Below are 23,607 nucleotides of genomic sequence, written 5' to 3'. Positions count from 1 at the left end.
TTCCCATGTTCGACTCCAGCACCCTGCTGCGCCAGCGCTTTGCCGCGCTGCGCAGCACGGCCGAACTGTTCTCGCTTCGCCATGTGAAGCAATCGCACCAGTCATTGTCGGTGCGGCGCAACGTCGCCGAGCCGCCCTTCTTCAGCCAGGACGAAGGCGCCATGCTCTCCGTGCGGGTCAACGGCGTCGAGGCCTACGCGGCCACCGCCGACCTGTCCCAGGCAGGCCTGCAACGCGCGCTGGAACAGGCCGAGGCACTCGCCCGGCGGATCAAGGCCAGCAGCCTGCTCGACCTGAGCGGCCAGGCCGCCCCGAGCGGGCGTCACGATCATGTCTCGCCCAATTTCGAACAATCCCTGCCCAACCTTGCCGACTGCCTGGAACTGCTCGCCGCCGAGTCCGCCAGCGTACCCAAGGACGAGCGTCTGGTGGACTGGCAGGCGAGCCTGGGCTTCAGTGTGGTCGAGCAGACCTACCTGAACTCCGTCGGCGCCGAGCTGCGTCACGCCCAGCGCTTCATCTACCCAGGCCTGGGCGTCACTGCCAGCGACGGCCAGGACAGCCAGAGCCGCAGCCTGGGCCGGGAGAACTTCGGCCAGCAAGGCGGCTTCGAAGTGGTCGAGCGCTGCGGCCTGGTCGGCGCGGCCCGCCGGGTGGCCGACGAGGCGCTGCAACTGCTGCTGGCGCCGAACACCCCGGCCGGTCAGCGCGATCTGTTGCTGATGCCCGACCAGATGATGCTGCAGATCCACGAATCCATCGGCCACCCGCTGGAACTGGACCGCATTCTCGGCGATGAGCGCAACTACGCCGGCACCAGCTTCGTCAAAACCAGCGACTTCGGCCACCTGCACTATGGATCGAAGCTGCTCAACGTGACTTTCGACCCGACCATAGGCGAAGAACTGGCGAGCTACAGTTTCGACGACGACGGCACCCCGGCCAGCAAGCAGTTCCTTATCCGCGATGGCTTGCTGGTGCGCCCGCTGGGCGGCGCCCTGTCGCAACAGCGTTCGGGCCTGGACGGCGTGGCCAACAGCCGCGCCTGCAGCTGGAACCGCGCGCCGATAGACCGCATGGCCAACCTCAACATCGAGCCGGGCGACCAGACGCTGGCGCAACTGATCGCAGGCATCGAGCACGGCATCCTGATGCGCACCAACCGCTCCTGGTCCATCGATGATGCGCGCAACAAGTTCCAGTTCGGTTGTGAGTGGGGCCAACTGATTGAGAACGGCGAACTCAAGGGCGTGGTGAAGAACCCGAACTATCGCGGCATCTCCGCCGACTTCTGGCGCAACCTCTCGGCGGTCGGAGACCGCAGCACCTTCCAGGTACTCGGCACGCCCAACTGCGGCAAAGGCGAGCCCAACCAGGTGGTGCGGGTCGGCCATGCCTCGCCGGCCTGCGTGTTCCGCCAGATCGACGTATTCGGAGGGGACGTCTGATGAGCACCGTCTACCAGCAACGTTTCGAAAGCTTGCTCGATAGCCTGAACGCCGCCGTGCAGCCCGGCGAGCAGTTCACCCTGGGCTACAGCGCCGAGCACTCGCAGTTCGTGCGCTTCAACCACGCCAAGGTGCGCCAGGCCGGGCTGGTCAGCCAGGCCAGCGTGCAGTTGCGGCTGGTCCGCGAAGGACGCCAGGCCGAGCAACAGATCACCCTGGGCGACGATCCAGAACTGGACCGCCAGCGCCTGCACGATGCCCTGGCGCAATTGCGCCAGACCCTGCCGCTGCTGGCTGTAGATCCCTACCTGAACCTCGACGACAGCACCTGGCACAGCCATAGCCTGCAGGAGCAGCCACTGCCCGAGCTGGACGAAGTGCTGGCCTTGATCGAGCGTGGAGCCGGCGATCTGGACCTGGTCGGCATCTATGCCGCCGGCCCCATCTGCCGCGGCTTCGCCAGCTCGTTCGGCGCCTTTGGCTGGCACCAGGCCAACAGTTTCAACATTGACTGGAGCCTGTTCCACGCCAACGGCCAAGCCGTCAAAGCCAACTACGCAGGGCAGGCCTGGCGCGGCGAAACCTTTGCCGCACGCCTGCGTCAGGCTCGCGAACAGTTGGCGCACCTAGGGCGCCCGGCCGTCACCCTCAAGCCCGGCAGCTACCGCGCCTACCTGGCGCCGGCGGCGATGGACGAGATCGCCGGCATGCTGTGCTGGGGAGGCTTCGCGGCACAAGCCCTGGCCACTGGCAACAGTCCGTTGCAGCGCCTGTACAACGGCGACGCGCAGTTGAGCCCACTGGTGAGCTTCAGCGAACAGGTCAGCGGCTCGCTGAGCCCGGCCTTCTCCGACGAGGGTTCGCCGCGCCGTGACCTGCTGCTGATCGGTGAAGGGCGGGCGCTGGAGCGGCTGGTGAGTGCGCGCAGCGCCGTCGAATTCAGCCAGCAGGCCAATGGCGCCGACAGCTACGAGTCGCCCTGCGCGCTGAGCCTGGCGCCAGGCAACCTGCCCGGCGAGCAGATTCTCGAACGTCTGGGCACCGGCCTTTACATCAGCAACCTCTGGTACCTGAACTACTCGGACCTGTCGGCGGCACGCATGACCGGGCTGACGCGCTTCGCCACTTTCTGGGTGGAGAACGGGCAGATCCAGGGCCCGGTGAGCACCATGCGCTTCGACGACAGCCTGTACAACCTGCTGGGCAGCCAACTGGAGGACCTGACCCAGGAGCGCGAGATGATCCTGTCGACCAGCACCTACGGGCAGCGCAGCACCGGGTCGAGTCATCTGCCCGGGGCGTTGGTCAAAGGCCTGACCCTGACATTGTGATCGACAGGACTGGGCTCATCGCTGGCAAGCCAGTTCCCACAGTGGCCGGCATGCACTGCCCCTGTGGGAGCCGGCTTGCCGGCGATGAGGCCCGCGCCGGCCACACAGGACATTGAGGTAACCCATGCCCGACCGTGCCCCGCTGGACCCCGTCACCGCCCGCTGGATCCCCTGGGTGGTGGCCATCGCCTTCTTCATGCAATCGCTCGACGGCACCATCCTCAACACCGCGCTGCCGGCCATGGCCCGCTCGCTTGCCGAGGACCCGCTGCGCATGCAGGGGGTGATCATCGCCTACATGCTCACCGTGGCCTTGCTGATCCCGGCCTCAGGCTGGATTGCCGACCGTTTCGGCACCAAGCGCATTTTCTTCAGCGCCATCCTGCTGTTCAGCTTCGGCTCGCTGTTGTGCGCCATGGCCAACAGCCTCGGTTTCCTGATCTTCGCCCGGGTGGTGCAAGGCCTGGGCGGCGCACTGATGCTGCCCGTGGGAAGGCTGGTGGTGTTGCGCGCCTACCCGCGCAGCGAACTGGTGCGGATCATGAGTTTCATCACCATCCCCGGCCTGCTCGGGCCACTGCTTGGCCCGACCGTGGGCGGCTGGCTGGTGGAAATCCTCAGCTGGCACTGGATCTTCCTGCTCAACCTGCCAGTGGGCGCCGTGGGTTGCTATGCGGTGTGGAGGTTCATCCCCGACCTGCGCGGCGCCGAGCGCACCACCTTCGACGGGCCGGGCTTCCTGCTGTTCGGCGCGGCGATGGTGCTGATCACCATCGCCATGGAAGGCCTGGGCGAACTGCACCTGCCGCACCTGCGGGTGATGCTGTTGCTGTTCGCCGGCATGGCCTGCCTGGCCGCCTACTGGCTGCGCGCCGGACGCGACCCGGAGCCACTGTTCTCGCCGTCACTGTTCCGCGTGCGCACTTTCGCCATCGGCATCCTCGGCAACCTGTTCGCCCGCCTGGGCAGCGGCGCCCTGCCCTTCCTGGTGCCGTTGCTGCTGCAAGTGGCGCTGGGTTATTCACCGGCACAGGCCGGGATGAGCATGATTCCGCTGGCGGCGGCGGCGATGCTCGCCAAGTCGGTGGCCCGGCCGCTGATCGAGCGCCTCGGCTACCGCATCGTGCTCACCGGCAACACCCTGCTGCTGGGCCTGCTGCTGGCCAGCCTGGGGCTGGTCGACGAACAGACGCCGTATGCGCTGCTGCTGGCGCAGCTGGCGATGCTGGGCGCGGTGAACTCAATGCAGTTCACGGCGATGAACACCGTGACCCTGATCGACCTCGACGACGCCAGCGCCAGCAGCGGCAACAGCCTGCTGTCGGTGGTCGCGCAGCTGTCACTGAGCCTGGGCGTGGCCTGCGCCGGCGCGCTGCTCGGTGGTTTCACCGCGGCCGGCAGCGCCGAAGGCGTGGAAAGCACCCTGGGGGCGTTCCAGCTGACCTTCGTCACCATCGGCGTGATGGCCATGCTGGCGGCGGCGATCTTCCTGCAACTGGCGCCGACAGACGGAAGGCGCGCCCGTCGTCCGGAAGAGCACGTGGAGTCGTAGGGCGAATGGCTTCGAGGCTGGTAGACTGTGCGACATTTTTCGCTTCGCACCGCAGGCCCGCCTCGTGACCGTTGAAACCACCGCCTTTGCCACCCTCCCGCTGTCCGCTGCCATGCTGGCCAACCTGGACGCCCTGGGCTATGCCTCGATGACCCCGATCCAGGCCCAGAGCCTGCCGGTGATCCTCAAGGGCCAGGACCTGATCGCCCAGGCCAAGACCGGCAGCGGCAAGACCGCCGCCTTCGGCATCGGCCTGCTCAACCCGATCAACCCGCGCTACTTCGGCTGCCAGGCCCTGGTGCTGTGCCCAACCCGCGAGCTGGCCGACCAGGTGGCCAAGGAACTGCGCCGCCTGGCCCGCGCCGAGGACAACATCAAGATCCTCACCCTGTGCGGCGGCGTTTCGCTCGGCCCGCAGATCGCCTCGCTGGAGCACGGCGCGCACATCATCGTCGGCACGCCGGGGCGCATCCAGCAGCACCTGGACAAGGGCACACTGGTCCTCGACGGGCTCAACACCCTGGTGCTCGACGAAGCCGACCGCATGCTCGACATGGGCTTCTTCGACGCCATCGCCAGCATCATCGGCAAGACCCCGTCACGCCGTCAGACCCTGCTGTTCTCGGCCACCTACCCGGCCGGCATCGAGCAATTGGCCAAGGCCTTCATGCGCCAGCCGCAGCAGGTCAAGGTCGAGGCGCTGCACAGCGACAACCAGATCGAACAGCGCTTCATCGAGATCGACGCTCAGCAGCGCCTGGACGCCGTGACCCGTGTACTCGGCCACTACCGTCCACAGTCCTGCGTGGCGTTCTGCTTCACCAAGCAGCAGTGCGAGGACGTGGTCGCCCACCTCACCGCCAAGGGCATCGTTGCCCAGGCCCTGCACGGCGACCTGGAGCAGCGCGACCGTGACCAGGTGCTGACGATGTTCGCCAACCGCAGCAGCTCGGTGCTGGTGGCCACCGACGTGGCCGCCCGCGGCCTGGACATCGATGGCCTGGACATGGTCATCAACGTCGAACTGGCGCGTGATGCCGAGATCCACGTGCACCGCGTTGGCCGTACCGGTCGCGCCGGCGAGAAAGGCGTGGCGGTCAGCCTGGTGGCACCGGCCGAAGGCCATCGCGCCCAGGCCATCGAAGACTTGCAGAAGCAGCCGCTGCGCTGGGAACAGCTGGACAGCCTCAAAAGCAAAGGCGGCGAGCCGCTGCTGCCACCGATGACCACCCTGTGCATCGCCGCCGGGCGCAAGGACAAGCTGCGCCCGGGCGATATCCTCGGCGCGCTGACCGGCGACGCCGGGCTGCCGGGCAAGCAGGTGGGCAAAATTGCCATTTTCGACTTCGTCGCCTTCGTCGCCGTGGAGCGGGCGGTGGCCAAGCAGGCCATGCAGCGGCTGAACAGCGGCAAGATCAAGGGTCGCGCGCTGAAAGTCCGTATCGTCTGAAGTCTTTTTGGGGCTGCTGTGCAGCCCCAGCTATTGAATAGGTAACACTGTGTACTCCACCGACGTGATCATCCTCGGCGCCGGCGCCGCCGGCCTGATGTGCGCCCTGCTCAGCGCCCAGCGCGGGCGCCGGGTGCTAGTGCTCGACCACGCCAACAAACCGGGCAAGAAGATCCTCATGTCCGGCGGCGGGCGCTGCAACTTCACCAACATGTACACCGAGCCGGCCAACTTCCTCTCGCACAACCCGCACTTCTGCAAGTCGGCATTGGCCCGCTACACCCAGTGGGACTTCATCGAGCTGGTGTGCAAGCACGGCGTGCCGTACCACGAGAAGAAACTCGGCCAGCTGTTCTGCGACAACAAGTCCAGCGACATCCTCGACATGCTCCTGACCGAGTGCGACCAGGCCGGCGCCGAGCTGCGCATGAACACCAGCATCGACAAGATCGAAAGGACCGAGGCCGGCTACAGCCTGCAGACCAGCGCCGGCCCATTCGCCTGCCAGTCGCTGGTAATCGCCACCGGTGGCCTGTCGATCCCGACGCTCGGCGCCAGCGGTCTCGGCTATCAGGTCGCCCGCCAGTTCGGCCACGAACTGCTGCCGACCCGAGCCGGCCTGGTACCGTTCACCATCACCGAGCCCCAGCTCAAGGCACTGTGTACCGAGCTGTCCGGCACCTCGCTGGACTGCATCGCCAGCTGCAATGGCACCAGCTTTCGCGAGAACCTGCTGTTTACCCACCGTGGCCTGAGCGGGCCGGCGATCCTGCAGATCTCATCGTTCTGGGAAGCCGGCGACACCGTCGAAATCAACCTGCTACCTGATCGCGACGCCTTGGAATGGCTACAAGGCCAACAAGCCGAGCGTCCCAATAGCGAGCTGAAGACCGTGCTGGGCGAGGTGTTCACTCGCAAGCTGGCCAACTTGCTGGCCGAGCAGTGGTTCGAGTCCAAGCCACTGAAGCAATACACCCCTGCGCAGCTGGCGCAGGTCGCCGAAAAATTGGCGGCCTGGCAAGTAGTGCCGGCGGGGACCGAAGGCTATCGCACCGCGGAAGTGACCTTGGGCGGCGTGGATACCCGCGAAGTGTCTTCGAAAACCATGGAATCGCTGAAAAACCCGGGGCTGTACTTCATCGGCGAAGTGCTGGATGTCAGCGGGCACCTGGGCGGTTTCAACTTCCAGTGGGCCTGGGCCTCGGCCAACGCGGCGGCGCAGTTCGTGTAGAGTAGAATCCATTCAGCAGCACGGAACGCTTCTTGCTGGTTTGTGCTGTGAAGGGTGCGAAACCATCGCGGGGCAAGCCCGCTCTCACGTCAGAACGGTGGGAGCGGGCTTGCCCTGCGATGAGGCCCCAGAGATTCTTTTTCGAATACTGCCCAGCAGGCCATCATGTCATCGAGCTCGTTCCGCCATTCATTGCGTCGCCTGTGGGGCCAAGACAAGTTCAGCTACGCCATCCGCGTGACCATCGCCCTGACCGGCAGCATGGCCTGGTGCTGGTACCAGAACGAGATGAGCCTGCTCATCCCGCTGTTCCTCGGCATCATCGCCAGCGCCCTGGCCGAGACCGACGATGGCTGGCAGGGCCGGCTCAGCGCCCTGCTGGTGACACTGGGCTGTTTCGCCATCGCCGCGCTGTCGGTCGAGCTGTTGTTCCCCTACCCCTGGATCTTTGCAATCGCCCTGGCCCTGGCGGCGTTCTCCCTGACCATGCTCGGGGCCCTGGGCGAACGCTATGGGGCAATCGCCTCGGCCACGCTGATCCTGTCGGTCTACACCATGATCGGTGTCGACCAGCGCGGCGGAGAGGTCAGCGATTTCTGGCACGAGCCGTTGCTGCTGGTGACGGGTGCGGCCTGGTACGGACTGCTGTCGGTGTTGTGGCAGGCGCTGTTTTCCAACCAGCCGGTGCAACAGAGCCTGGCCAGGCTGTTCTACGAGCTGGGCAGCTACCTCAAGCTCAAGGCCAGCCTGTTCGAGCCCGTCCGCACCCTCGATGTCGAGGCCACGCGCCTGGAACTCGCCAAGCAGAATGGCAAGGTTGTGGCCGCGCTCAACGCCGCCAAGGAGATCATCCTGCACCGGGTCGGCAACAGCCAGCCCAACTCCAAGGTCAGCCGCTACCTCAAGCTGTATTTCCTGGCCCAGGACATCCATGAGCGGGTCAGCGCCTCGCACTATCCGTACAACGGCCTGACCGAGGCGTTCTTCCACAGCGACGTGATGTTCCGCTGCCAGCGCCTGCTGCGCAAGCAGGGCTCGTCCTGCCAGGAGCTGGCGCGCTCGATCCGCCTGCGCCAGCCGTTCGTGCTTGCCAGCGGCTACCCCGAGGCGCTTGAAGACCTCAACGCCTCGCTGGAGCACCTGCGCATCCAGAACAACCCGGCCTGGCGCAGCCTGCTTCGCTCGTTGCGGGCGCTAGCCGCCAACCTGGCCACGCTGGACCGCCTGCTCAGCGCCGCCAGCAACCCGGACAGCCTGGCCGATGCCAGCGACAGCAGCCTGCTCGACCGCTCGCCACGTAACTTCAAGGATGTGTGGAAACGCCTGCGCACCCAGCTGACTCCCACCTCGTTGCTGTTCCGCCACGCCCTGCGCCTGTCGCTGGCATTGTCAGTGGGCTACGGCATGGTTCACCTGATCCACCCGACCCAGGGCTATTGGATCATCCTCACCACGTTGTTCGTCTGCCAGCCCAACTATGGCGCGACCCGGCGCAAACTGGTGCAACGGATCATCGGCACCGCCATCGGCCTGACCGTGGGCTGGGCGCTGTTCGACCTGTTCCCCAACCCGATCGTCCAATCGCTGTTCGCGGTGGTCGCAGGGGTGGTGTTCTTCGTCAACCGCACCACCCGCTACACCCTGGCCACGGCGGCGATCACCCTGATGGTGCTGTTCTGCTTCAACCAGATCGGCGATGGCTACGGGCTGTTCCTGCCACGCCTGTTCGATACCCTGGTCGGCAGCCTGATTGCCATCCTCGCGGTGTTCCTGTTCCTGCCCGACTGGCAGGGACGGCGGTTGAACAAGGTGCTGGCCAACACCCTCGCCTGCGCCAGCGAATACCTGCGCCAGATCATGCAGCAATACGCCCATGGCAAGCGTGACGACCTGGCCTACCGCCTGGCCCGGCGCAATGCGCACAATGCCGACGCGGCACTGTCGACCACCCTGGCCAACATGCTCATGGAGCCGGGGCATTTCCGTAAGGAGGCCGACGTCGGCTTCCGCTTCCTGGTGTTGTCACATACCTTGCTGAGCTACCTCTCGGGGCTGGGCGCTCACCGCGATACAGCGCTGCCGGCCGAAGTCCACGAGCAGTTGATCGATGGCGCCGGGCGGAGCCTGGCCAGCAGCCTGGACGAGATCGCCAATGGCCTGGCGGCACGCTTGCCGGTGGCGATCCACAGCGACGCCGAGGAGGCGCTGGCCAACGCGCTGGAACAGATGCCCGAGGAGCTGGACGAGCATCAGCGCCTGGTGCAGACGCAATTGGCGCTGATCTGCCGGCAGTTGGGGCCGTTGCGGACCTTGGCCGGGCATCTGATCAAGGAAGGTCAACCCGCCTGATCGCCCGCTCCCACACCAGGAGCGGGCTCAGAAACCATGCTGGCGCATCAGGCGGGCGTAACTGCCGTCGGCCTTCATGGTGGCGATGGCTTTTTCGAAACGCGCCACGATTTTCTTGTGCTCCGGGTGCTTGAGGCTTACCAGGATATGCAGGCTGTTCTCCCCCAGCGGCGGGTCGACGAAGGTCACACCCTCGCGCACCTGCTGCGGCTCGCGCTGCAGGTTGTAGCGCGCCACGTACTCATCCTCCACCGCCAGGTTCACCCGCCCGGCCGCCAGCATGCGCACCGCCGATGAAAAGTTGCGCACCAGCACTTTGTTCAGGCGTTCGTCGCTATCGAATTCAGGGGAATAGGCGTAGTCGCGCACCACAGCGATGGTGTAAGGGTACAGGTCAGCCTGGCGGGCATAGGCAAAAGCCTCGCCTTCACGCTTGAGCAGGCGGATACGGTTGACCAGGTAGGTCGCGGAGAACTGGCCGATCAGGGTGCGCTCCTGGTTGTACCAGGCATTGATCAACACATCGTAGCGCCCCTCGCCCACCCCCATCAGCGCCCTGGCCCAGGGCACCTCCTCGAACTCGGTGGCGTAGCCGGCACGGGTCAGCGCCGTGGTGACGATGCTGGTGGCCAGGCCGCCACCGGGCATGCTGGTGTCGGTAAAAGGCGGCCAGCTGTCGGCCACCAGCCGCAGCTTGCCATGGGCCAGGGCAGGCCCCGCACACAACAGCCCGAGTAAACCAAGAACGCAAAGCAGTGGCCGCATGCTCAAGTCCTTTCGCAATTGGTAACCCACGCGGAAACGGCGATCTTAACTACTACTGCACTGGCAGCCTACACAAGGCTGATCGTTGTGGCACGCGACAATACTGTCAAATTGCCTCTATTTTGGCCGGTCTGTGGACAATTTCATCATTCAGCCGCGCAGGCGTTCGAAGACCCACTGGGCAATCTGCGCATCCTGAACCGCGACACCGGTCAGGTCGGCGAGGGTGACCTCGTGCTGATCCTGACGCCCCGCTTCCTGACCAGCCAGCACCGCGCCCAGCTCCAGCAAGCGGGAAGGTTCGAGCGACCCCGCCTTGAGCGCGTGGGAAACCTCGCCATAGGCTCCGCACTGGGCCTGCGAGTCGACGATGATTCGCGACATCGAGGCGACCAGCGCCGCATCCAGCTCTTGCTTGCCGACACAGTCCGCGCCGACCGCCGTGATATGGGTTCCGGGACGAACCCACTCGCGCCTGAGCAACGGCTCACGCGACGGCGTGGTGGTGACGATCAGGTTGGCCGCCTGCGCGACAGCCTGCGGCTGCTGGACCGTCTGCACGCTGAAGCCCAACGCCCGGGCATGCTCACGGTAGTCCGACAAGCCTTGCTCACTGCGCCCCCAGACCACCACCTGGCGACAGCCCGTCAACGCCATCAGGCATTCAAGTTGCAGACGGGCCTGCAGTCCGGTGCCAAGCACGCCGATGGCCTCCACCTCGCGAGGCGCCAGCAGGCGGGCGACAATGCGCCCGGCCAGGGCGGTGCGCACGGCAGTCAGCCATCCCTGGTCGGCCAGCCAGGCCAGCGGTTCACCGGTACGGGCCGACAACACCAGCATCAAGCCGTCATTGCTGGGCAGGCCCTTGACCGGATTGTCGTAGAAACCACTGGAGACCTTAACCACGAAGGTTTCGCCGCCTTCGAGATAAGCCGACTTGATGCAGCAATCGCCATTGGCCTGGCGGAACTGGAAGTTCTGCACCGGCGGAGCCTGCACCTGACCCGCACTGTAGGCCCTGAAACCGTCCACCAGCCGCCGCTCGATCGCGTCGAGGTCGAGGCAGGCCTTGATCGCCTGCAGGTCGTGGATCTTCATGCGAGGGCCTCCAGGTATTTCTCCAGCTGGATGTTGCGCCCACACAATACCACCGCCACTTTCTTGCCCCGGTATTGCCCGGCCAGCTGCTTCATGCCGGCCAGCGCGACGGCGGCGGCGCCTTCGATGATCCAGTGCTCGCAGGCGGCAGCGTCGCGCATGGCTTGCCTGATCTCGTCCTCGCTGACCAGCACGCTTCGCGTCAGCAGGCGATGGCAGAGGGGCAAGGTGACCGTGTCCGCTTCCACGCCGCCGGCAGTGCCGTCGGACAGGGTGGGTAACTCGACCATCTCGATGACCTGGCCTTGTTCGATGGAGCGTTGCAAGGTCGGCGCATTGGCCGGCCAGCAGCCGATGATTTCCACCGATGGCGCCAGCTTGTACAGTGCGGTGGCGATCCCGGACACCATCCCGCCGCCGCCCACGGCGACGAACACCGCATCCAGGTCCGGCGCCTGCTCGAACAGTTCCATGCCGATGGTCCCCTGCCCGGCGATGACCTCCAGGTCGTTGTAGGGCGAGACGAACGGCTTGTGCTGGCGCAACGCCTCCTCGCGGGCCAGTTGCTCCGCCCCCAGCGAATCGACCTCCAGAACCTGTACCTGCGCCCTCAGCAGACGCATCGCCTCGATCTTGGCAGGCGAGGCCTCAGCGCTGATATACACTGTCACCGGCACGTTCAGCAGCTGACCGGCCAGGGCAAGCCCTTGCCCATGATTGCCCGAGGAAGCAGCGATAACCCCCCTGCTCCGTTGCGCCTTATCCAGCAGGCGCAGCTTGTTGCTGGCACCGCGGAACTTGAACGATCCGGTCAGCTGGAGGTGTTCGCACTTGAGATGGACGTCGCAGCCAGTCATGGCCGAGAGCGCCAGGCTGCGCGCCAGTGGGGTCACCGGTACCAGCGGGCGCAGGGCCTGATGAGCCTGGAGAATGGATTGGTACAGCTGCTCGAGCGCCAGATCGTCGATAGGCATGGGGCGGAATCTCCTCGGGAAGCGACAGGCAGGCGCCGACGCACAATGGAATAAAAATCCACCGTAGAATATTTTTCCACCAAGTACAAGCCTGGAAACTATGCTTCCCGCGCGAGTTTCACATACTTGTAGACCGTAGCCCTGCCCATGCCGAGGATATTGGCCACGTAGTCGTACGTACTGCCGCCGCGGAAGGCGCCTTCTCCGTGCAGGGCCTCGACCAACTCGCGTTTCTGCTCCCGACTGAGCCCGTCGAGGCTCAAGCCATGCTGCCTGAGCCAGGCATGCAGGAAGGTGTTGATGCGCTCCTGCCAGTCATCACGGAACAGCACATCTGGCTGAGGCAGCAAGCGGCTGGCCTGGAAGAACAGGTCAAGTGCCTGCTTGGCCTGCTCCAGCACCGAGATGTTGAAGTTGATGCACAGCAGCGCCTCGGGTGCCCCGGCCTCATCGACCATGACACTGCTGATCGAACGCACTTTCTGACCGTTCCAGTTGAGTTTCTCGTAGGGCCCCAGCGGCGTCGTGGCGCCGAGCTCGCCCGGCAGGTCCTCCAGCGCCGAGTCGTCGCCCAACTGCCGCCTGGAAATATTGTTGGCGATATGCACGACTGTCTGGTTGCGTAGATCGTGGACCACCACTTCGGCATGGGGGAACAACAGGGTCGCGACACCATCGGCCATGGCGGCGTAATTGCTGAAACGAGCGTCGATGGCCTTGGAAGACATACGGAACATCCTGAAAGAAAGGTGTGGCGTAGAGAGAGGGGTGAAGCTCAGGGATACCCCAGCACATCGCGAATCTGGCGCAGGTGCTGGATGATCCACTGCTTGTCGATCGCCCCCCAGTCACGGATACGGTAGTGCCCGGCATGGTTGCGCGCACCGGCCTGCTGCTCGAACTCGCAGATGATGTCCAGGTCGGCCAGGGCGGCGATGGTGTCCTGGGCGGTACGCCGGGGCATGCCGGTGGCCTCAATCAACGCCGGCACACTGGTGGCGGTCTGGCTGTCGATCAGCCAGGCCACGTAAAGGCGGCGGTAGAAGCTGCTGCGGGTCTTGCTCACGTCCGTGGTCATGGGGTGCTTGTCCCTCAGGTGTTGCCCGGCAGTTCCCGATAGGTCAGGTAGACGCGCAGGTCGAATTCAAGTTGATGGTAATCCGGCTCCATGTGCTGACAGAGCTGGTAGAACGCCTTGTTGTGATCGCGCTCCCTCAGGTGAGCCAGCTCATGCACCACGATCATGCGCAGGAACTGCGGCGCTGCCTCGCGGAACAACGAGGCGACGCGGATCTCCTTCTTCGCCTTGAGCTTGCCGCCCTGCACCCGCGATACCGCCGTGTTCAGGCCCAATGCACGGTGGGTGAGGTCCAGGCGGTTGTCGAACAGGACCTTGTCCAGCGGCGGCGCGCTGCGCAGGTACTGCTGCTTGATCTCCTGGGCATAGCCGTACAGGGCCTTGTCGCTCTGCACGTCATGGCGTTCGGGGTAGCGCTGGCGCAGGTAGTCGCCCAGACGATCGCTGGCGATCATCTGGCGCACCTGTTCCTGCAGGTGCGGCGGGTAGGCTTGCAGGTAACGTAGGGCGGTCATGGCAGACGTTCGGAACGAGAAGACGCGAGTTTAGCCAATCACGACGCCCATGGGAAAAACGCTGGGAAATCGCCAGCGGCGTCGGCGGTGAGCGGCCGGGCCACCAGGAACCCCTGCACGTAGGCGCAACCGGCGCCCTTGAGCCATTCGGCCTGGGCCCGGGTCTCGACGCCCTCGGCGATTACCGTGATGTCATAGGCCGCGCACAGGTCGATGACGCTGCGCACCAAGGCGATATCCACCGCCGAGTCCGGCAACCGCGCGACCAGGTGGCGGTCGAGCTTGAGCGTGTCGATAGGCAGGTCGCGCAGCATGCGCAGCGAGCAGTCGCCAGCGCCGAAATCGTCGAGCGCCACGCGAATGCCCAGCTCCCGCAGGCGGTGCACTTGCTTCACCGCCGCGTCGATGTTGTACATCAGCGAGGTTTCGGCAACCTCCACCTCCAATTGGGCGGGTTGCAGTTGATGCTTGTCGATCACCTGGGCCAGTTCATCGACCAACCCGGGCATGGTGAACTGGGCGCGGCTCAGGCTGATGCCCAGCACCAACTGCGAACCAAAGCGATCGCTCCAGGCATTGCGTTGCGCGGCGCCCTTGCGATAGATCCAGCTGGCCAGGCGGTTGATCAGGCGAGCTTCTTCCAGCAACGGGATGAACAGCCCGGGCGGCACGTCGCCGACGCTCGGGTGCTGCCAGCGCAACAACGCCTCGAAGCCGCGCAGCCGGCCATCGGCGAAAGCCACCTGGGGTTGGTAGACCAGGCTGAAATCATTTTGCTCGATGGCCGTGCGCACGCTGTCCTCGAGCATCAGCCGTGAGCGGGCGCGGCCATTGAGTTCCTGGTCGTAGAAGCGGTACTGCTGGCGACCGGCCTGCTTGGCCGCGTACATCGCCGCATCGGCCGCGCGCAAGAGGCCCTCCACGTTGGCGCCGCAGTCGGGGTAGGTGGCGATGCCGATGCTCACCCCCAGGTTGACCTCGAGCCCATCCACCTGCTGGAAGCTCGACATGCGCTCCAACAGCTTTTCAGCATAGCGGCCGGCCTGTTCGGGATACGGCAGGCCGTCGAACAGCGCGGTGAACTCGTCGCCGCCCATACGCGCCAGCAGCGCCTCGCTGCCCAGGCACTCCTTGAGCTGGTCGGCCACCCAGCGCAGGACCTTGTCGCCGGCCTCATGGCCGAGCAGGTCGTTGATCCGCTTGAAGCCGTCCAGGTCCATGTACATCAGGGCCTTGGCCTTGTCCGAACGCTCGTTGCGCAGCAACGCGCTTTCGGCGGTCTGGTAGAAGCCACGACGGTTGAGCAGCCCGGTCAGCGGGTCGGTCACCGCCTGGTACTCCAATTGCTGGTGCAGGCTGCGCACCACCGACATGTCCAGCACCGTCACCACCATGGCCTTCTGTTCGGCGGGCAGCGGCGCGCAGGACAATGCCACCGGCACCAGCTGGCCACCGAGGGTGCGCAGCTGGGCATCGTGCACACGGAAGATCTGCCGCCGCAGATAGGCCTGGTAGAAGTCCGACTCGTGCCACAGGTTGGCACAGGGGAGCTGGATCAGGTCCAGCATGTGCGCGCCTTGCAGTTTGTCCACCGGCGCATCGAGCAGGCGTGAGATGGCCGGGTTGGCGAAGCCGATGCAACCCGTTTCGTCCACCACCAGGATGCCCTCGGCGGCATTTTCCAGGATCGAGGCGTTGAACGCCCGCGCCGACTCCAGTTCACGGGTCAGCCGTTGCAGCATGCGCCTGTTGCGCTGCTGCTCCAGCAGGGCCTGGACCTTGGGCTTGAGTATCTGCGGGTCGAACGGTTTGAACAGGTAGTCCACAGCGCCGCTGGCATACCCTTTGAGCACGGCGGCGTCGGACTGCTCGTTGGCGGTCAGGAAAATGATCGGGGTCAAACGCGTGCGTTGGCTGCCGCGCATCAGGCGGGCAACCTCGAAACCGTCCATCTCGGGCATCTGCACGTCGAGCAGAACCAGGTCGACCTCGTGCTCGAGCAAGGTGCTCAGGGCTTCCATCCCTGAACTGGCGGTCAATACCTGCCAATCCTGGCGGGACAGCAAGGCCCGCATGCTGATGAGGTTCTCCGGGTAGTCGTCTACGACCAGCAGAACCGAACTGCTTTCCGGTGTTTGAGAATAAGCGCCATCCATGTTGCTTCTCTTGGTAAGTCCAACTGCGACTTGTTATTGGATCCGATTGTTACTCTAGTCTCGGCCTCCGAAGACGCAATGCAGGTGGATGGCTATAAGCCACTGGAGTTGATGTTAGCCGACTAACGGTATCAGTGCCCGACAACCGACGCGCGGCCCAGGCCTGAGCGCTCCGCACCAGGCAGCAGGCACAAAAAAGCCCGCATCGCTGCGGGCTATTTCGTTGAACGTGCCGGATCAGTTGATCTTGGCCGCCAGTTCACCTTTGGCATAGCGCTGGAACATGCCTTCCAGGGAGATCGGCTTGATCTTCGAGGCGTTGCCGGCGGTGCCGAAAGCTTCGTAGCGGGCGATGCACACGTCACGCATGGCCTTGACGGTTTCACCGAAGAACTTGCGCGGATCGAACTCGCTCGGGTTCTGCGCCATCAGACGGCGCATGGCGCCAGTGGAGGCCAGGCGCAGGTCGGTGTCGATGTTGACCTTGCGGACACCGTACTTGATGCCTTCGACGATCTCTTCGACCGGCACGCCGTAGGTTTCCTTGATGTCGCCACCGTACTGGTTGATGATCGCCAGCCACTCTTGCGGCACCGAGGACGAGCCGTGCATCACCAGGTGGGTGTTGGGGATGCGCTTGTGGATTTCCTTGATACGGTCGATCGCCAGCACGTCGCCGGTCGGTGGCTTGGTGAACTTGTAGGCACCGTGGCTGGTACCGATGGCGATGGCCAGGGCGTCCACCTGGGTCTTCTTGACGAAGTCGGCCGCTTCTTCCGGGTCGGTCAGCATCTGGCTGTGATCCAGCACGCCTTCGGCGCCGATACCATCCTCTTCACCGGCCATCCCGGTTTCCAGCGAACCCAGGCAGCCCAGCTCGCCTTCCACCGAAACACCACAGGCGTGCGCCATGGCGACGGTCTGCTGGGTGACACGGACGTTGTACTCGTAGTCGGTCGGGGTCTTGCCGTCTTCACCCAGCGAGCCGTCCATCATCACCGAGCTGAAGCCCAGCTGGATGGAGCGCTGGCACACGTCGGGGCTGGTGCCGTGGTCCTGGTGCATGCACACCGGAATGTGCGGGAACTCTTCGATGGCCGCCAGGATCAGGTGGCGCAGGAACGGCGCACCGGCATATTTGCGAGCGCCAGCGGAAGCCTGGACGATGACCGGAGAGTCGGTCTTGTCGGCGGCTTCCATGATCGCGCGCATCTGCTCGAGGTTGTTGACGTTGAAAGCCGGAACGCCGTAGCCGAACTCGGCGGCGTGGTCCAGCATCTGGCGCATGCTAATGAGTGCCATTGTGTATCTCTCTCCCGACAAGCGTCGTTTGTTTCGTGCAAGCCTGCCGCAGGGGCGGTTGCTGTTCAAGTAGTGTGGGCCACCTGCGCGGCCCGGCCAGTCACGGTGCCTTGCAGCCCCGCCCAATCAGATCGTTGGTCGCCACCCAGTACACCAGGCCTTCTTCACCTTTGGTGTGGAAGGCCAGCATGCCATCGCTGTACAGCGCGCCGGAGGCACCCGGCTCGGCCTTGAGCCGGTAGACCTGGTCGCCGCCACCCAGGCGCACATCGACCGCGTCCTGTTGTGCATCGGCGAAGCGCCACAGCACCTCGGCCTGGCTGTCGCAGACCCATCGGGTCCAGTTGTCCGCCGGGGCGGGTTGAGCGGGTTGCAGCAACGAACAGCCTGCCAGGGTCGCCAGGGCCAACATGGCCAGAAGCGCTTTCATTCAATTACTCCGCCAGGGGCCGCAATGCGGCCCCAATGTCCAAGACCACGAAAACCGCCCCAGGTTGCCTGCCATCCGATCAAGGGCAGCCCGGCGCCTTGCGCTGGTGTTCGTCGTCGTATTTTTCCAGGCCGTCCGGGCCCAGGCGCTTGTTGATCACCGGTGCCGTCTCGGCCTGCCACTGGGACTGGTAGCAACCGCCCTTGGGCGGCTGCGCCGGGTCGGCCTCGCTGCCCGAGTTGCTGGAGCAGGCGCCCAGCAACACGGCCACGATCATCACAGGCAATTGCTTGACCATCAGGTCGCTCCCTTTGCCAGGCGCCTTCAAAATCAGGCCTTGGCCCGTTCTTCCAGGATTGCCACGGCAGGCAGGACCTTGCCCTCTACGAACTCGAGGAACGCGCCGCCACCGGTAGAAATGTAGGAGATATCGGCGCCAACGCCATATTTGTCGATGGCTGCCAGGGTGTCACCGCCACCGGCGATGGAGAATGCGGCGCTGTCGGCGATGGCCTTGGCCAGGACCTTGGTGCCGTTGCCGAACTGGTCGAACTCGAACACACCGACCGGACCGTTCCACAGGATAGTCTTCGAGGTCTTCAGCAACGCGGCGAACTGCTCGGCGGTCTTCGGACCGATGTCGAGGATCATGTCGTCGGCGGCGACGTCGGCGATCGACTTGACAGTGGCTTCGGCGTCTTCGGCGAATGCCTTGGCAACTACCACGTCCACCGGCAGCGGTACGCTGACCTTGGCGGCGATGGCCTTGGCGGTCTCGACCAGGTCAGGCTCGTACAGCGACTTGCCGACCGGGTGACCGGCGGCGGCCAGGAAGGTGTTGGCAATGCCGCCACCGACGATCAGTTGGTCACACACGGTGCTCAGGCTGTTCAGCACGTCCAGCTTGGTGGAGACCTTGGAGCCGGCAACGATGGCGGCCATCGGCTTGGCCGGGGCTTTCAAGGCCTTGCCCAGGGCGTCCAGCTCGGCGGCCAGCAGCGGGCCGGCGGCGGCGACCTTGGCGAACTTGGCGACGCCATGGGTGGAACCTTCGGCGCGGTGGGCGGTGCCGAAGGCGTCCATGACGAATACGTCGCACAGGGCGGCGTACTTCTGCGCCAGCTCGTCGGCGTTCTTCTTCTCGCCTTTGTTGAAGCGCACGTTCTCGAACAGCACCAGGTCACCGGCCTGCACCTGAACGCCGTCGAGGTAATCGGCGACCAGCGGTACGTCGCGGCCCAGGGCCTTGCCCAGGTAGTCGGCAACCGGCTTGAGGCTGTTCTCGGCGGAGAACTCGCCTTCGGTCGGGCGCCCCAGGTGCGAGCAGACCATTACCGCCGCGCCCTTCTCCAGGGCCAGCTTGATGGTCGGCAGCGCTGCCAGGATACGCGCATCGCTGGCGACCACGCCGTCCTTCACGGGAACGTTGAGGTCTTCGCGGATCAGCACGCGCTTACCTTGCAGGTCGAGGTCGGTCATCTTCAACACGGTCATGAATGCAGTCCTTCAGGGCTGTTTGCTGCGGGTTGGGTGGACGACGTGCAGATAGTGTTCGGCAACGTCGAGCATACGGTTGGCGAACCCCCATTCGTTGTCGAACCAGGCCAGCAGGTTCACCAGGCGAGGGCCTGAGACACGGGTCTGGCTGGCATCGACGATGGCCGAATGCGGGTCATGGTTGAAATCACAGCTGGCGTGGGGCAGCTCGGTGTAGGCCAGCAAGCCTTTGAGCGGGCCATCCAGGGCGGCCTCGCGCAACACCCGGTTGACCTCGGCCGCGCTGGTGTCGCGGGCGGTCTGCAGGGTGATGTCCAGGCACGACACGTTGACGGTCGGCACGCGTACCGCTTTGGCCTGGATTCGCCCGGCAAGTTCCGGTAGCAGGCGCTCGATACCGCGCGCCAGGCCAGTGGACACCGGGATCACCGACTGGAACGCCGAGCGCGTGCGGCGCAGGTCTTCGTGGTGATAGGCGTCGATCACCGGCTGGTCGTTCATCGCCGAGTGGATGGTGGTGATCTGGACGTACTCGATGCCAAAGGCCTGGTCCAGCACCCGCAGCAGGGGCACGCCGCAGTTGGTGGTGCAGGACGCGTTCGATACGAGCAGCTCGTTGCCGGTCAGGCAACCCTGGTTGATGCCGTAGACCACCGTGGCATCGACGTCGGCTTCACTGGCCATCGGCTGCGAAAACAGTACCCGCGGCGCACCGGCATCGAGAAAGCGCTGGCCGTCGGCGCGGGTGTTGTAGGCGCCAGAGCACTCCAGCACCAGGTCGACATCGAGGGCGGCCCAGTCGATGCCTTCGGGGGTGGCGCTGCGCAGCACTTTCACGCAATCGCCATTGATATGCAGACAGTCGCCGTCGACTTTCACCTCACCGGGGAAACGCCCGTGGGTGGAGTCGAAGCGCGTCAGGTATTCCAGGCTGGCCTGGTCGGCCAGGTCGTTCAGCGCGACGATCTCGAAACCGGCCTTCGCCCCTCGCTCGAACAGTGCGCGCAGGACACAGCGGCCGATGCGGCCGTAACCGTTGAGTGCAACTTTGTAGGGACGCGGGTGGGGCATTCGATACTCACGTGCAGGTGCGTTGAACGACCATCGCGGGGCAAGCCCGCTCCCACAAGGCACCGGGATGCCTTGTGGGAGCGGGCTTGCCCCGCGATCAGACGGGAGGCATGGAGCCTCCCGGGTGCATCAGTCTTCCAGCAGCTCTTCGGCGGTGCCCAGGATGTTGTCCAGGGTGAAGCCGAACTCCTCGAACAACGCGGAGGCCGGCGCCGACTCGCCGTAGGTGGTCATGCCGATGACGCGGCCTTCAAGGCCGACGTACTTGTACCAGAAGTCGGCATGGGCAGCTTCGATGGCGATGCGCGCGCTGACTTCCAGTGGCAGGACCGACTGCTTGTAGGCTGCGTCCTGGGCATCGAACACGCTGGTGCTCGGCATCGACACGACGCGGACCTTGCGACCCTCGGCGCTCAGCTTGTCGAACGCCTGGACGGCCAGGCCCACTTCGGAACCGGTGGCGATCAGGATCAGCTCAGGCTCGCCGGCGCAGTCCTTGAGGACGTAACCGCCACGGGCGATATCGGCGATCTGCTGGGCATTGCGATCCTGATGTTGCAGGTTCTGGCGCGAGAAGATCAGCGCCGAAGGGCCGTCCTTGCGCTCCAGGGCGGCTTTCCAGGACACGGCGGACTCGACCGCATCGGCCGGGCGCCAGGTGTCCAGGTTCGGCGTGCTGCGCAGGCTGGTCAGTTGCTCGATCGGCTGGTGGGTCGGGCCGTCTTCGCCCAGGCCGATGGAGTCGTGGGTATAGACATGGATCACGCGCTGCTTCATCAGCGCCGACATGCGCACGGCGTTGCGGGCGTATTCCATGAACATCAGGAAGGTCGCGCCGTAAGGCACCAGGCCGCCGTGCAGGGCGACGCCGTTCATGATGGCGGTCATGCCGAATTCGCGCACGCCGTAGAAGACATAGTTTCCGCTGGCGTCATTGGCCTCGACACCCTTGCAACCTTTCCACAGGGTCAGGTTGGAGCCGGCCAGGTCCGCCGAACCACCGAGGAACTCCGGCAGCAGAGGGCCGAAGGCGTTCAGGGTGTTCTGGCTGGCCTTGCGGCTGGCGATGGTTTCGCCCTTGGCGGCGACTTCGTTGATATAGGCCTGGGCCTTTTCGGAGAAGTCGGCCGGCAGGTCACCTGCGTCACGGCGCTTGAACTCGGCAGCCAGTTCCGGATAAGCCTTGGCGTAGGCGTCGAAACGCTCGTTCCAGGCAGCTTCGGCCTTGGCGCCAGCGGCTTTGGCGTCCCACTCGGCATAGATGTCGGCCGGGATCTCGAACGGACCGTGGTTCCAGTTCAGTTCCTTGCGGGCCAGGGCGATTTCGTCGTTGCCCAGCGGTGCGCCGTGGCAGTCTTCCTTGCCCTGCTTGTTCGGCGAGCCGAAGCCGATGATGGTCTTGCAGCAGATCAGGGTCGGACGGTCGCTCTTGCGAGCGGTGTCGATGGCCATCTTGATCTCGTCGGCGTCGTGACCGTTGACGTTGCGGATCACCTGCCAGTTGTAGGCTTCGAAGCGCGCCGGGGTGTTGTCGGTGAACCAGCCGTGCACTTCGCCGTCGATGGAAATGCCGTTGTCGTCGTAGAAGGCGATCAGTTTGTTCAGGCCCAGGGTGCCGGCCAGCGAGGCGACTTCATGGGAAATGCCTTCCATCATGCAGCCGTCGCCGAGGAACACGTAGGTGTTGTGGTCGACGATGTTGTGGCCTTCACGGTTGAACTGGGCGCCCAGCACCTTTTCCGCCAGGGCGAAGCCCACGGCGTTGGCCAGGCCCTGGCCCAGGGGGCCGGTGGTGGTCTCGACCCCTGGGGTGTAGCCATACTCCGGGTGGCCCGGGGTGCGGCTGTGCAACTGACGGAAGGCCTTGAGGTCGTCGATGGTGACGTCGTAGCCGGTCAGGTGCAGCAGCGAATAGATGAGCATCGAACCATGACCGTTGGACAGCACGAAGCGGTCACGGTCGGCGAAGCTGGGGTTGCTCGGGTTGTGCTTCAGGTAGTCGCGCCAAAGCACTTCGGCGATATCCGCCATGCCCATGGGGGCACCTGGGTGGCCGCTGTTGGCCTTTTGCACGGCATCCATGCTGAGGGCACGAATGGCGTTGGCACGTTCACGACGGCTGGGCATCGCTGAGTCTCCTGGGGCTTGAAAGGGTGGTGAAGCGAAAAAAGGCGACCATTTTCGCCCACAGGGGGGGCCTGGGGCAATGACGTATGGTCGCAGTCGGGCTTTTTTCCTGTGTTTGGCCTGCTTTTCACGAGAAATGCGCCTGCGCAACCACCACCCATCCATCAATATCAAAACTTTTTGATATTGCTATTGCGACGACAGCATCCCCTGACTAGACTCCCGCCCCATGAACCTCAATGCGCCCATCACCCCGCAACGCAGCGACGAGCTGGCCGCCCTGTGCAAGGCCGGCGGCGACCCGCTGCGCCTGAACGTGCTGCGCGCATTGGCCAACGACTCGTTCGGCGTGCTGGAGCTGGCGCAGATCTTCGACATCGGCCAGTCGGGCATGAGCCATCACCTCAAGGTACTGGCCCAGGCCGACCTGGTGGCGACCCGTCGCGAAGGCAATGCGATCTTCTACCGCCGTGCCCTGCCCGACAGTCAGCGCCTGGGTGGCCGCCTGCATACGGCACTGCTCGAGGAAGCCGACGACCTCGCGCTGCCCGTCGACGTACAGGCGCGTATCGCCCTGGTGCAACAGCGCCGCGCCGCCACCAGCCAGGACTTTTTCCAGCGCGTAGAAGAAAAGTTCCGCGCCCAGCAGGACCTGATCGCCGGCTTGCCGCAGTACCGCGAAAGCCTGCTGGCGCTGCTCGACAAGCTCAGCTTCGGCGTCGGCGCCAGCGCCCTGGAAGTGGGGCCTGGCGACGGCGGATTCCTGCCCGACCTGGCCCGCCGCTTCGACCAGGTCACGGCCATGGACAACAGCCCGACCATGCTCGAACTGGCGCGCCAGGTCTGCGAGCGCAATGCACTGAATAACGTAAACCTGCAGTTGGCCGATGCACTGGGTGCAACGGATGTGGAAGCCGACTGCGTTGTGCTGAACATGGTCCTGCACCATTTCAGCGACCCGGCCCAGGCCTTGCGCCTGCTGGCCAAACGGGTGAAGGCGGGCGGCAGCCTGCTGGTCACCGAGCTGTGCAGCCATGACCAGGGGTGGGCGCGCGAAGCTTGCGGCGACCTGTGGCTTGGCTTCGAGCAGGACGACCTGGCCCGTTGGGCCGACGCGGCAGGGCTGGCCCCCGGGGACAGCCTCTACGTGGGCTTGCGTAACGGTTTTCAGATCCAGGTCCGGCATTTCCAGCGGGCCACTGGCGACATACAACATCGGTAAATTTCAGGAAC

The 23,607-nt window shown here is 64.9% G+C and carries 20 protein-coding genes; 7 read left to right on the top strand and 13 right to left on the bottom strand.

Annotation, left to right across the window (positions count from 1 at the left end; all coding sequences use genetic code 11):
- Positions 1-5: 5 nt before the first annotated feature.
- The 6 genes from DFS21_RS14625 (at position 6) to yccS (ending at position 9,361) form a co-directional block, all read left to right on the top strand.
- Positions 6-1,448: a TldD/PmbA family protein gene (locus DFS21_RS14625; protein WP_111532554.1), complete on the top strand. Its 1,443-nt coding sequence runs from the start codon at positions 6-8 to the stop codon at positions 1,446-1,448.
- A complete protein-coding gene (locus tag DFS21_RS14620) occupies positions 1,448-2,779 on the top strand; it encodes a TldD/PmbA family protein (RefSeq protein ID WP_111532553.1) in 1,332 nt (443 codons plus the stop codon). Before DFS21_RS14625 ends, DFS21_RS14620 begins: the two co-directional genes overlap by 1 nt.
- Positions 2,780-2,903: 124 nt before the next feature.
- The gene (gene mdtD / locus DFS21_RS14615; protein WP_023632381.1) at positions 2,904-4,331 is read left to right on the top strand and encodes a multidrug transporter subunit MdtD; all 1,428 of its coding nucleotides are present in this window, start codon (positions 2,904-2,906) and stop codon (positions 4,329-4,331) included.
- Positions 4,332-4,443: 112 nt separating this feature from the next.
- Entirely contained in the window at positions 4,444-5,781 is a 1,338-nt protein-coding gene (gene dbpA / locus DFS21_RS14610; RefSeq protein WP_250888476.1) for an ATP-dependent RNA helicase DbpA, read from the top strand.
- 49 nt (positions 5,782-5,830) lie between these two features.
- Complete coding sequence (locus tag DFS21_RS14605; protein WP_111532552.1) at positions 5,831-7,012, top strand: NAD(P)/FAD-dependent oxidoreductase; 1,182 nt, start codon at positions 5,831-5,833, stop codon at positions 7,010-7,012.
- Between the two features lie 165 nt (positions 7,013-7,177).
- Positions 7,178-9,361: a YccS family putative transporter gene (gene yccS / locus DFS21_RS14600; RefSeq protein ID WP_110702069.1), complete on the top strand. Its 2,184-nt coding sequence runs from the start codon at positions 7,178-7,180 to the stop codon at positions 9,359-9,361.
- Positions 9,362-9,388: 27 nt separating this feature from the next.
- Here yccS and DFS21_RS14595 read toward each other — a convergent pair whose 3' ends face one another.
- The 13 genes from DFS21_RS14595 to tkt form a co-directional block, all read right to left on the bottom strand.
- Entirely contained in the window at positions 9,389-10,126 is a 738-nt protein-coding gene (locus tag DFS21_RS14595; protein ID WP_110702071.1) for an ABC transporter substrate-binding protein, read from the bottom strand.
- Between the two features lie 150 nt (positions 10,127-10,276).
- Complete coding sequence (locus DFS21_RS14590) at positions 10,277-11,224, bottom strand: ornithine cyclodeaminase family protein (protein ID WP_111532551.1); 948 nt, start codon at positions 11,222-11,224, stop codon at positions 10,277-10,279.
- On the bottom strand, positions 11,221-12,198 hold the full coding sequence (locus tag DFS21_RS14585) for a threonine/serine dehydratase (protein WP_111532550.1): 978 nt from the start codon (positions 12,196-12,198) through the stop codon (positions 11,221-11,223). The genes DFS21_RS14590 and DFS21_RS14585 overlap by 4 nt, the downstream gene beginning before the upstream one ends.
- 98 nt (positions 12,199-12,296) lie before the next feature.
- Entirely contained in the window at positions 12,297-12,926 is a 630-nt protein-coding gene (locus DFS21_RS14580) for a transcriptional regulator (RefSeq protein ID WP_110702077.1), read from the bottom strand.
- A 47-nt stretch (positions 12,927-12,973) separates the two neighbouring features.
- Entirely contained in the window at positions 12,974-13,276 is a 303-nt protein-coding gene (locus DFS21_RS14575) for a helix-turn-helix domain-containing protein (RefSeq protein WP_111532549.1), read from the bottom strand.
- A 14-nt stretch (positions 13,277-13,290) separates the two neighbouring features.
- Positions 13,291-13,791 carry a M48 family metallopeptidase gene (locus tag DFS21_RS14570; protein ID WP_023631708.1) on the bottom strand — a complete coding sequence of 167 codons (501 nt, stop codon included), beginning with the start codon at positions 13,789-13,791 and terminating at the stop codon, positions 13,291-13,293.
- A gap of 38 nt (positions 13,792-13,829) precedes the next feature.
- The gene (locus DFS21_RS14565; protein ID WP_111532548.1) at positions 13,830-15,947 is read right to left on the bottom strand and encodes a bifunctional diguanylate cyclase/phosphodiesterase; all 2,118 of its coding nucleotides are present in this window, start codon (positions 15,945-15,947) and stop codon (positions 13,830-13,832) included.
- A gap of 237 nt (positions 15,948-16,184) precedes the next feature.
- The gene (fba, locus tag DFS21_RS14560; protein WP_023631710.1) at positions 16,185-17,249 is read right to left on the bottom strand and encodes a class II fructose-bisphosphate aldolase; all 1,065 of its coding nucleotides are present in this window, start codon (positions 17,247-17,249) and stop codon (positions 16,185-16,187) included.
- Between the two features lie 100 nt (positions 17,250-17,349).
- Positions 17,350-17,679 carry an MliC family protein gene (locus DFS21_RS14555; RefSeq protein WP_102682214.1) on the bottom strand — a complete coding sequence of 110 codons (330 nt, stop codon included), beginning with the start codon at positions 17,677-17,679 and terminating at the stop codon, positions 17,350-17,352.
- A gap of 79 nt (positions 17,680-17,758) precedes the next feature.
- Entirely contained in the window at positions 17,759-18,010 is a 252-nt protein-coding gene (locus DFS21_RS14550; protein WP_371918102.1) for a hypothetical protein, read from the bottom strand.
- Entirely contained in the window at positions 18,010-19,173 is a 1,164-nt protein-coding gene (locus DFS21_RS14545) for a phosphoglycerate kinase (protein WP_102682215.1), read from the bottom strand. The genes DFS21_RS14550 and DFS21_RS14545 overlap by 1 nt, the downstream gene beginning before the upstream one ends.
- 12 nt (positions 19,174-19,185) lie before the next feature.
- Positions 19,186-20,247, bottom strand: coding sequence for an erythrose-4-phosphate dehydrogenase (epd, locus tag DFS21_RS14540; protein WP_046853947.1), 1,062 nt, complete (start codon positions 20,245-20,247; stop codon positions 19,186-19,188).
- 129 nt (positions 20,248-20,376) lie between these two features.
- Complete coding sequence (gene tkt / locus DFS21_RS14530; RefSeq protein WP_110702089.1) at positions 20,377-22,374, bottom strand: transketolase; 1,998 nt, start codon at positions 22,372-22,374, stop codon at positions 20,377-20,379.
- A gap of 229 nt (positions 22,375-22,603) precedes the next feature.
- Here tkt and DFS21_RS14525 point away from each other — a divergent pair, with 229 nt between their 5' ends.
- On the top strand, positions 22,604-23,596 hold the full coding sequence (locus DFS21_RS14525) for a metalloregulator ArsR/SmtB family transcription factor (RefSeq protein WP_110702091.1): 993 nt from the start codon (positions 22,604-22,606) through the stop codon (positions 23,594-23,596).
- Positions 23,597-23,607: the final 11 nt, after the last annotated feature.

The organism is Pseudomonas sp. 2848 (assembly GCF_003253945.1).
Taxonomy (GTDB): domain Bacteria; phylum Pseudomonadota; class Gammaproteobacteria; order Pseudomonadales; family Pseudomonadaceae; genus Aquipseudomonas.
The sequence above is the reverse complement of the archived record's forward strand: the minus strand, read 5'-3'. Positions and strand labels throughout refer to the sequence as shown.

What these genes read in the sequence shown, in the direction of transcription:
- DFS21_RS14625 (WP_111532554.1), top strand. Translation starts at nt 6, where the DNA reads ATGTTCGACTCCAGCACCCTGCTGCGCCAGCGCTTTGCCGCGCTGCGC.
- DFS21_RS14620 (WP_111532553.1), top strand. Translation starts at nt 1,448, where the DNA reads ATGAGCACCGTCTACCAGCAACGTTTCGAAAGCTTGCTCGATAGCCTG.
- mdtD (WP_023632381.1), top strand. Translation starts at nt 2,904, where the DNA reads ATGCCCGACCGTGCCCCGCTGGACCCCGTCACCGCCCGCTGGATCCCC.
- dbpA (WP_250888476.1), top strand. Translation starts at nt 4,444, where the DNA reads ATGCTGGCCAACCTGGACGCCCTGGGCTATGCCTCGATGACCCCGATC.
- yccS (WP_110702069.1), top strand. Translation starts at nt 7,178, where the DNA reads ATGTCATCGAGCTCGTTCCGCCATTCATTGCGTCGCCTGTGGGGCCAA.
- DFS21_RS14595 (WP_110702071.1), bottom strand. Translation starts at nt 10,126, where the DNA reads ATGCGGCCACTGCTTTGCGTTCTTGGTTTACTCGGGCTGTTGTGTGCG.
- DFS21_RS14590 (WP_111532551.1), bottom strand. Translation starts at nt 11,224, where the DNA reads ATGAAGATCCACGACCTGCAGGCGATCAAGGCCTGCCTCGACCTCGAC.
- DFS21_RS14585 (WP_111532550.1), bottom strand. Translation starts at nt 12,198, where the DNA reads ATGCCTATCGACGATCTGGCGCTCGAGCAGCTGTACCAATCCATTCTC.
- DFS21_RS14580 (WP_110702077.1), bottom strand. Translation starts at nt 12,926, where the DNA reads ATGTCTTCCAAGGCCATCGACGCTCGTTTCAGCAATTACGCCGCCATG.
- DFS21_RS14575 (WP_111532549.1), bottom strand. Translation starts at nt 13,276, where the DNA reads ATGACCACGGACGTGAGCAAGACCCGCAGCAGCTTCTACCGCCGCCTT.
- DFS21_RS14570 (WP_023631708.1), bottom strand. Translation starts at nt 13,791, where the DNA reads ATGACCGCCCTACGTTACCTGCAAGCCTACCCGCCGCACCTGCAGGAA.
- DFS21_RS14565 (WP_111532548.1), bottom strand. Translation starts at nt 15,947, where the DNA reads ATGGATGGCGCTTATTCTCAAACACCGGAAAGCAGTTCGGTTCTGCTG.
- fba (WP_023631710.1), bottom strand. Translation starts at nt 17,249, where the DNA reads ATGGCACTCATTAGCATGCGCCAGATGCTGGACCACGCCGCCGAGTTC.
- DFS21_RS14555 (WP_102682214.1), bottom strand. Translation starts at nt 17,679, where the DNA reads ATGAAAGCGCTTCTGGCCATGTTGGCCCTGGCGACCCTGGCAGGCTGT.
- DFS21_RS14545 (WP_102682215.1), bottom strand. Translation starts at nt 19,173, where the DNA reads ATGACCGTGTTGAAGATGACCGACCTCGACCTGCAAGGTAAGCGCGTG.
- epd (WP_046853947.1), bottom strand. Translation starts at nt 20,247, where the DNA reads ATGCCCCACCCGCGTCCCTACAAAGTTGCACTCAACGGTTACGGCCGC.
- tkt (WP_110702089.1), bottom strand. Translation starts at nt 22,374, where the DNA reads ATGCCCAGCCGTCGTGAACGTGCCAACGCCATTCGTGCCCTCAGCATG.
- DFS21_RS14525 (WP_110702091.1), top strand. Translation starts at nt 22,604, where the DNA reads ATGAACCTCAATGCGCCCATCACCCCGCAACGCAGCGACGAGCTGGCC.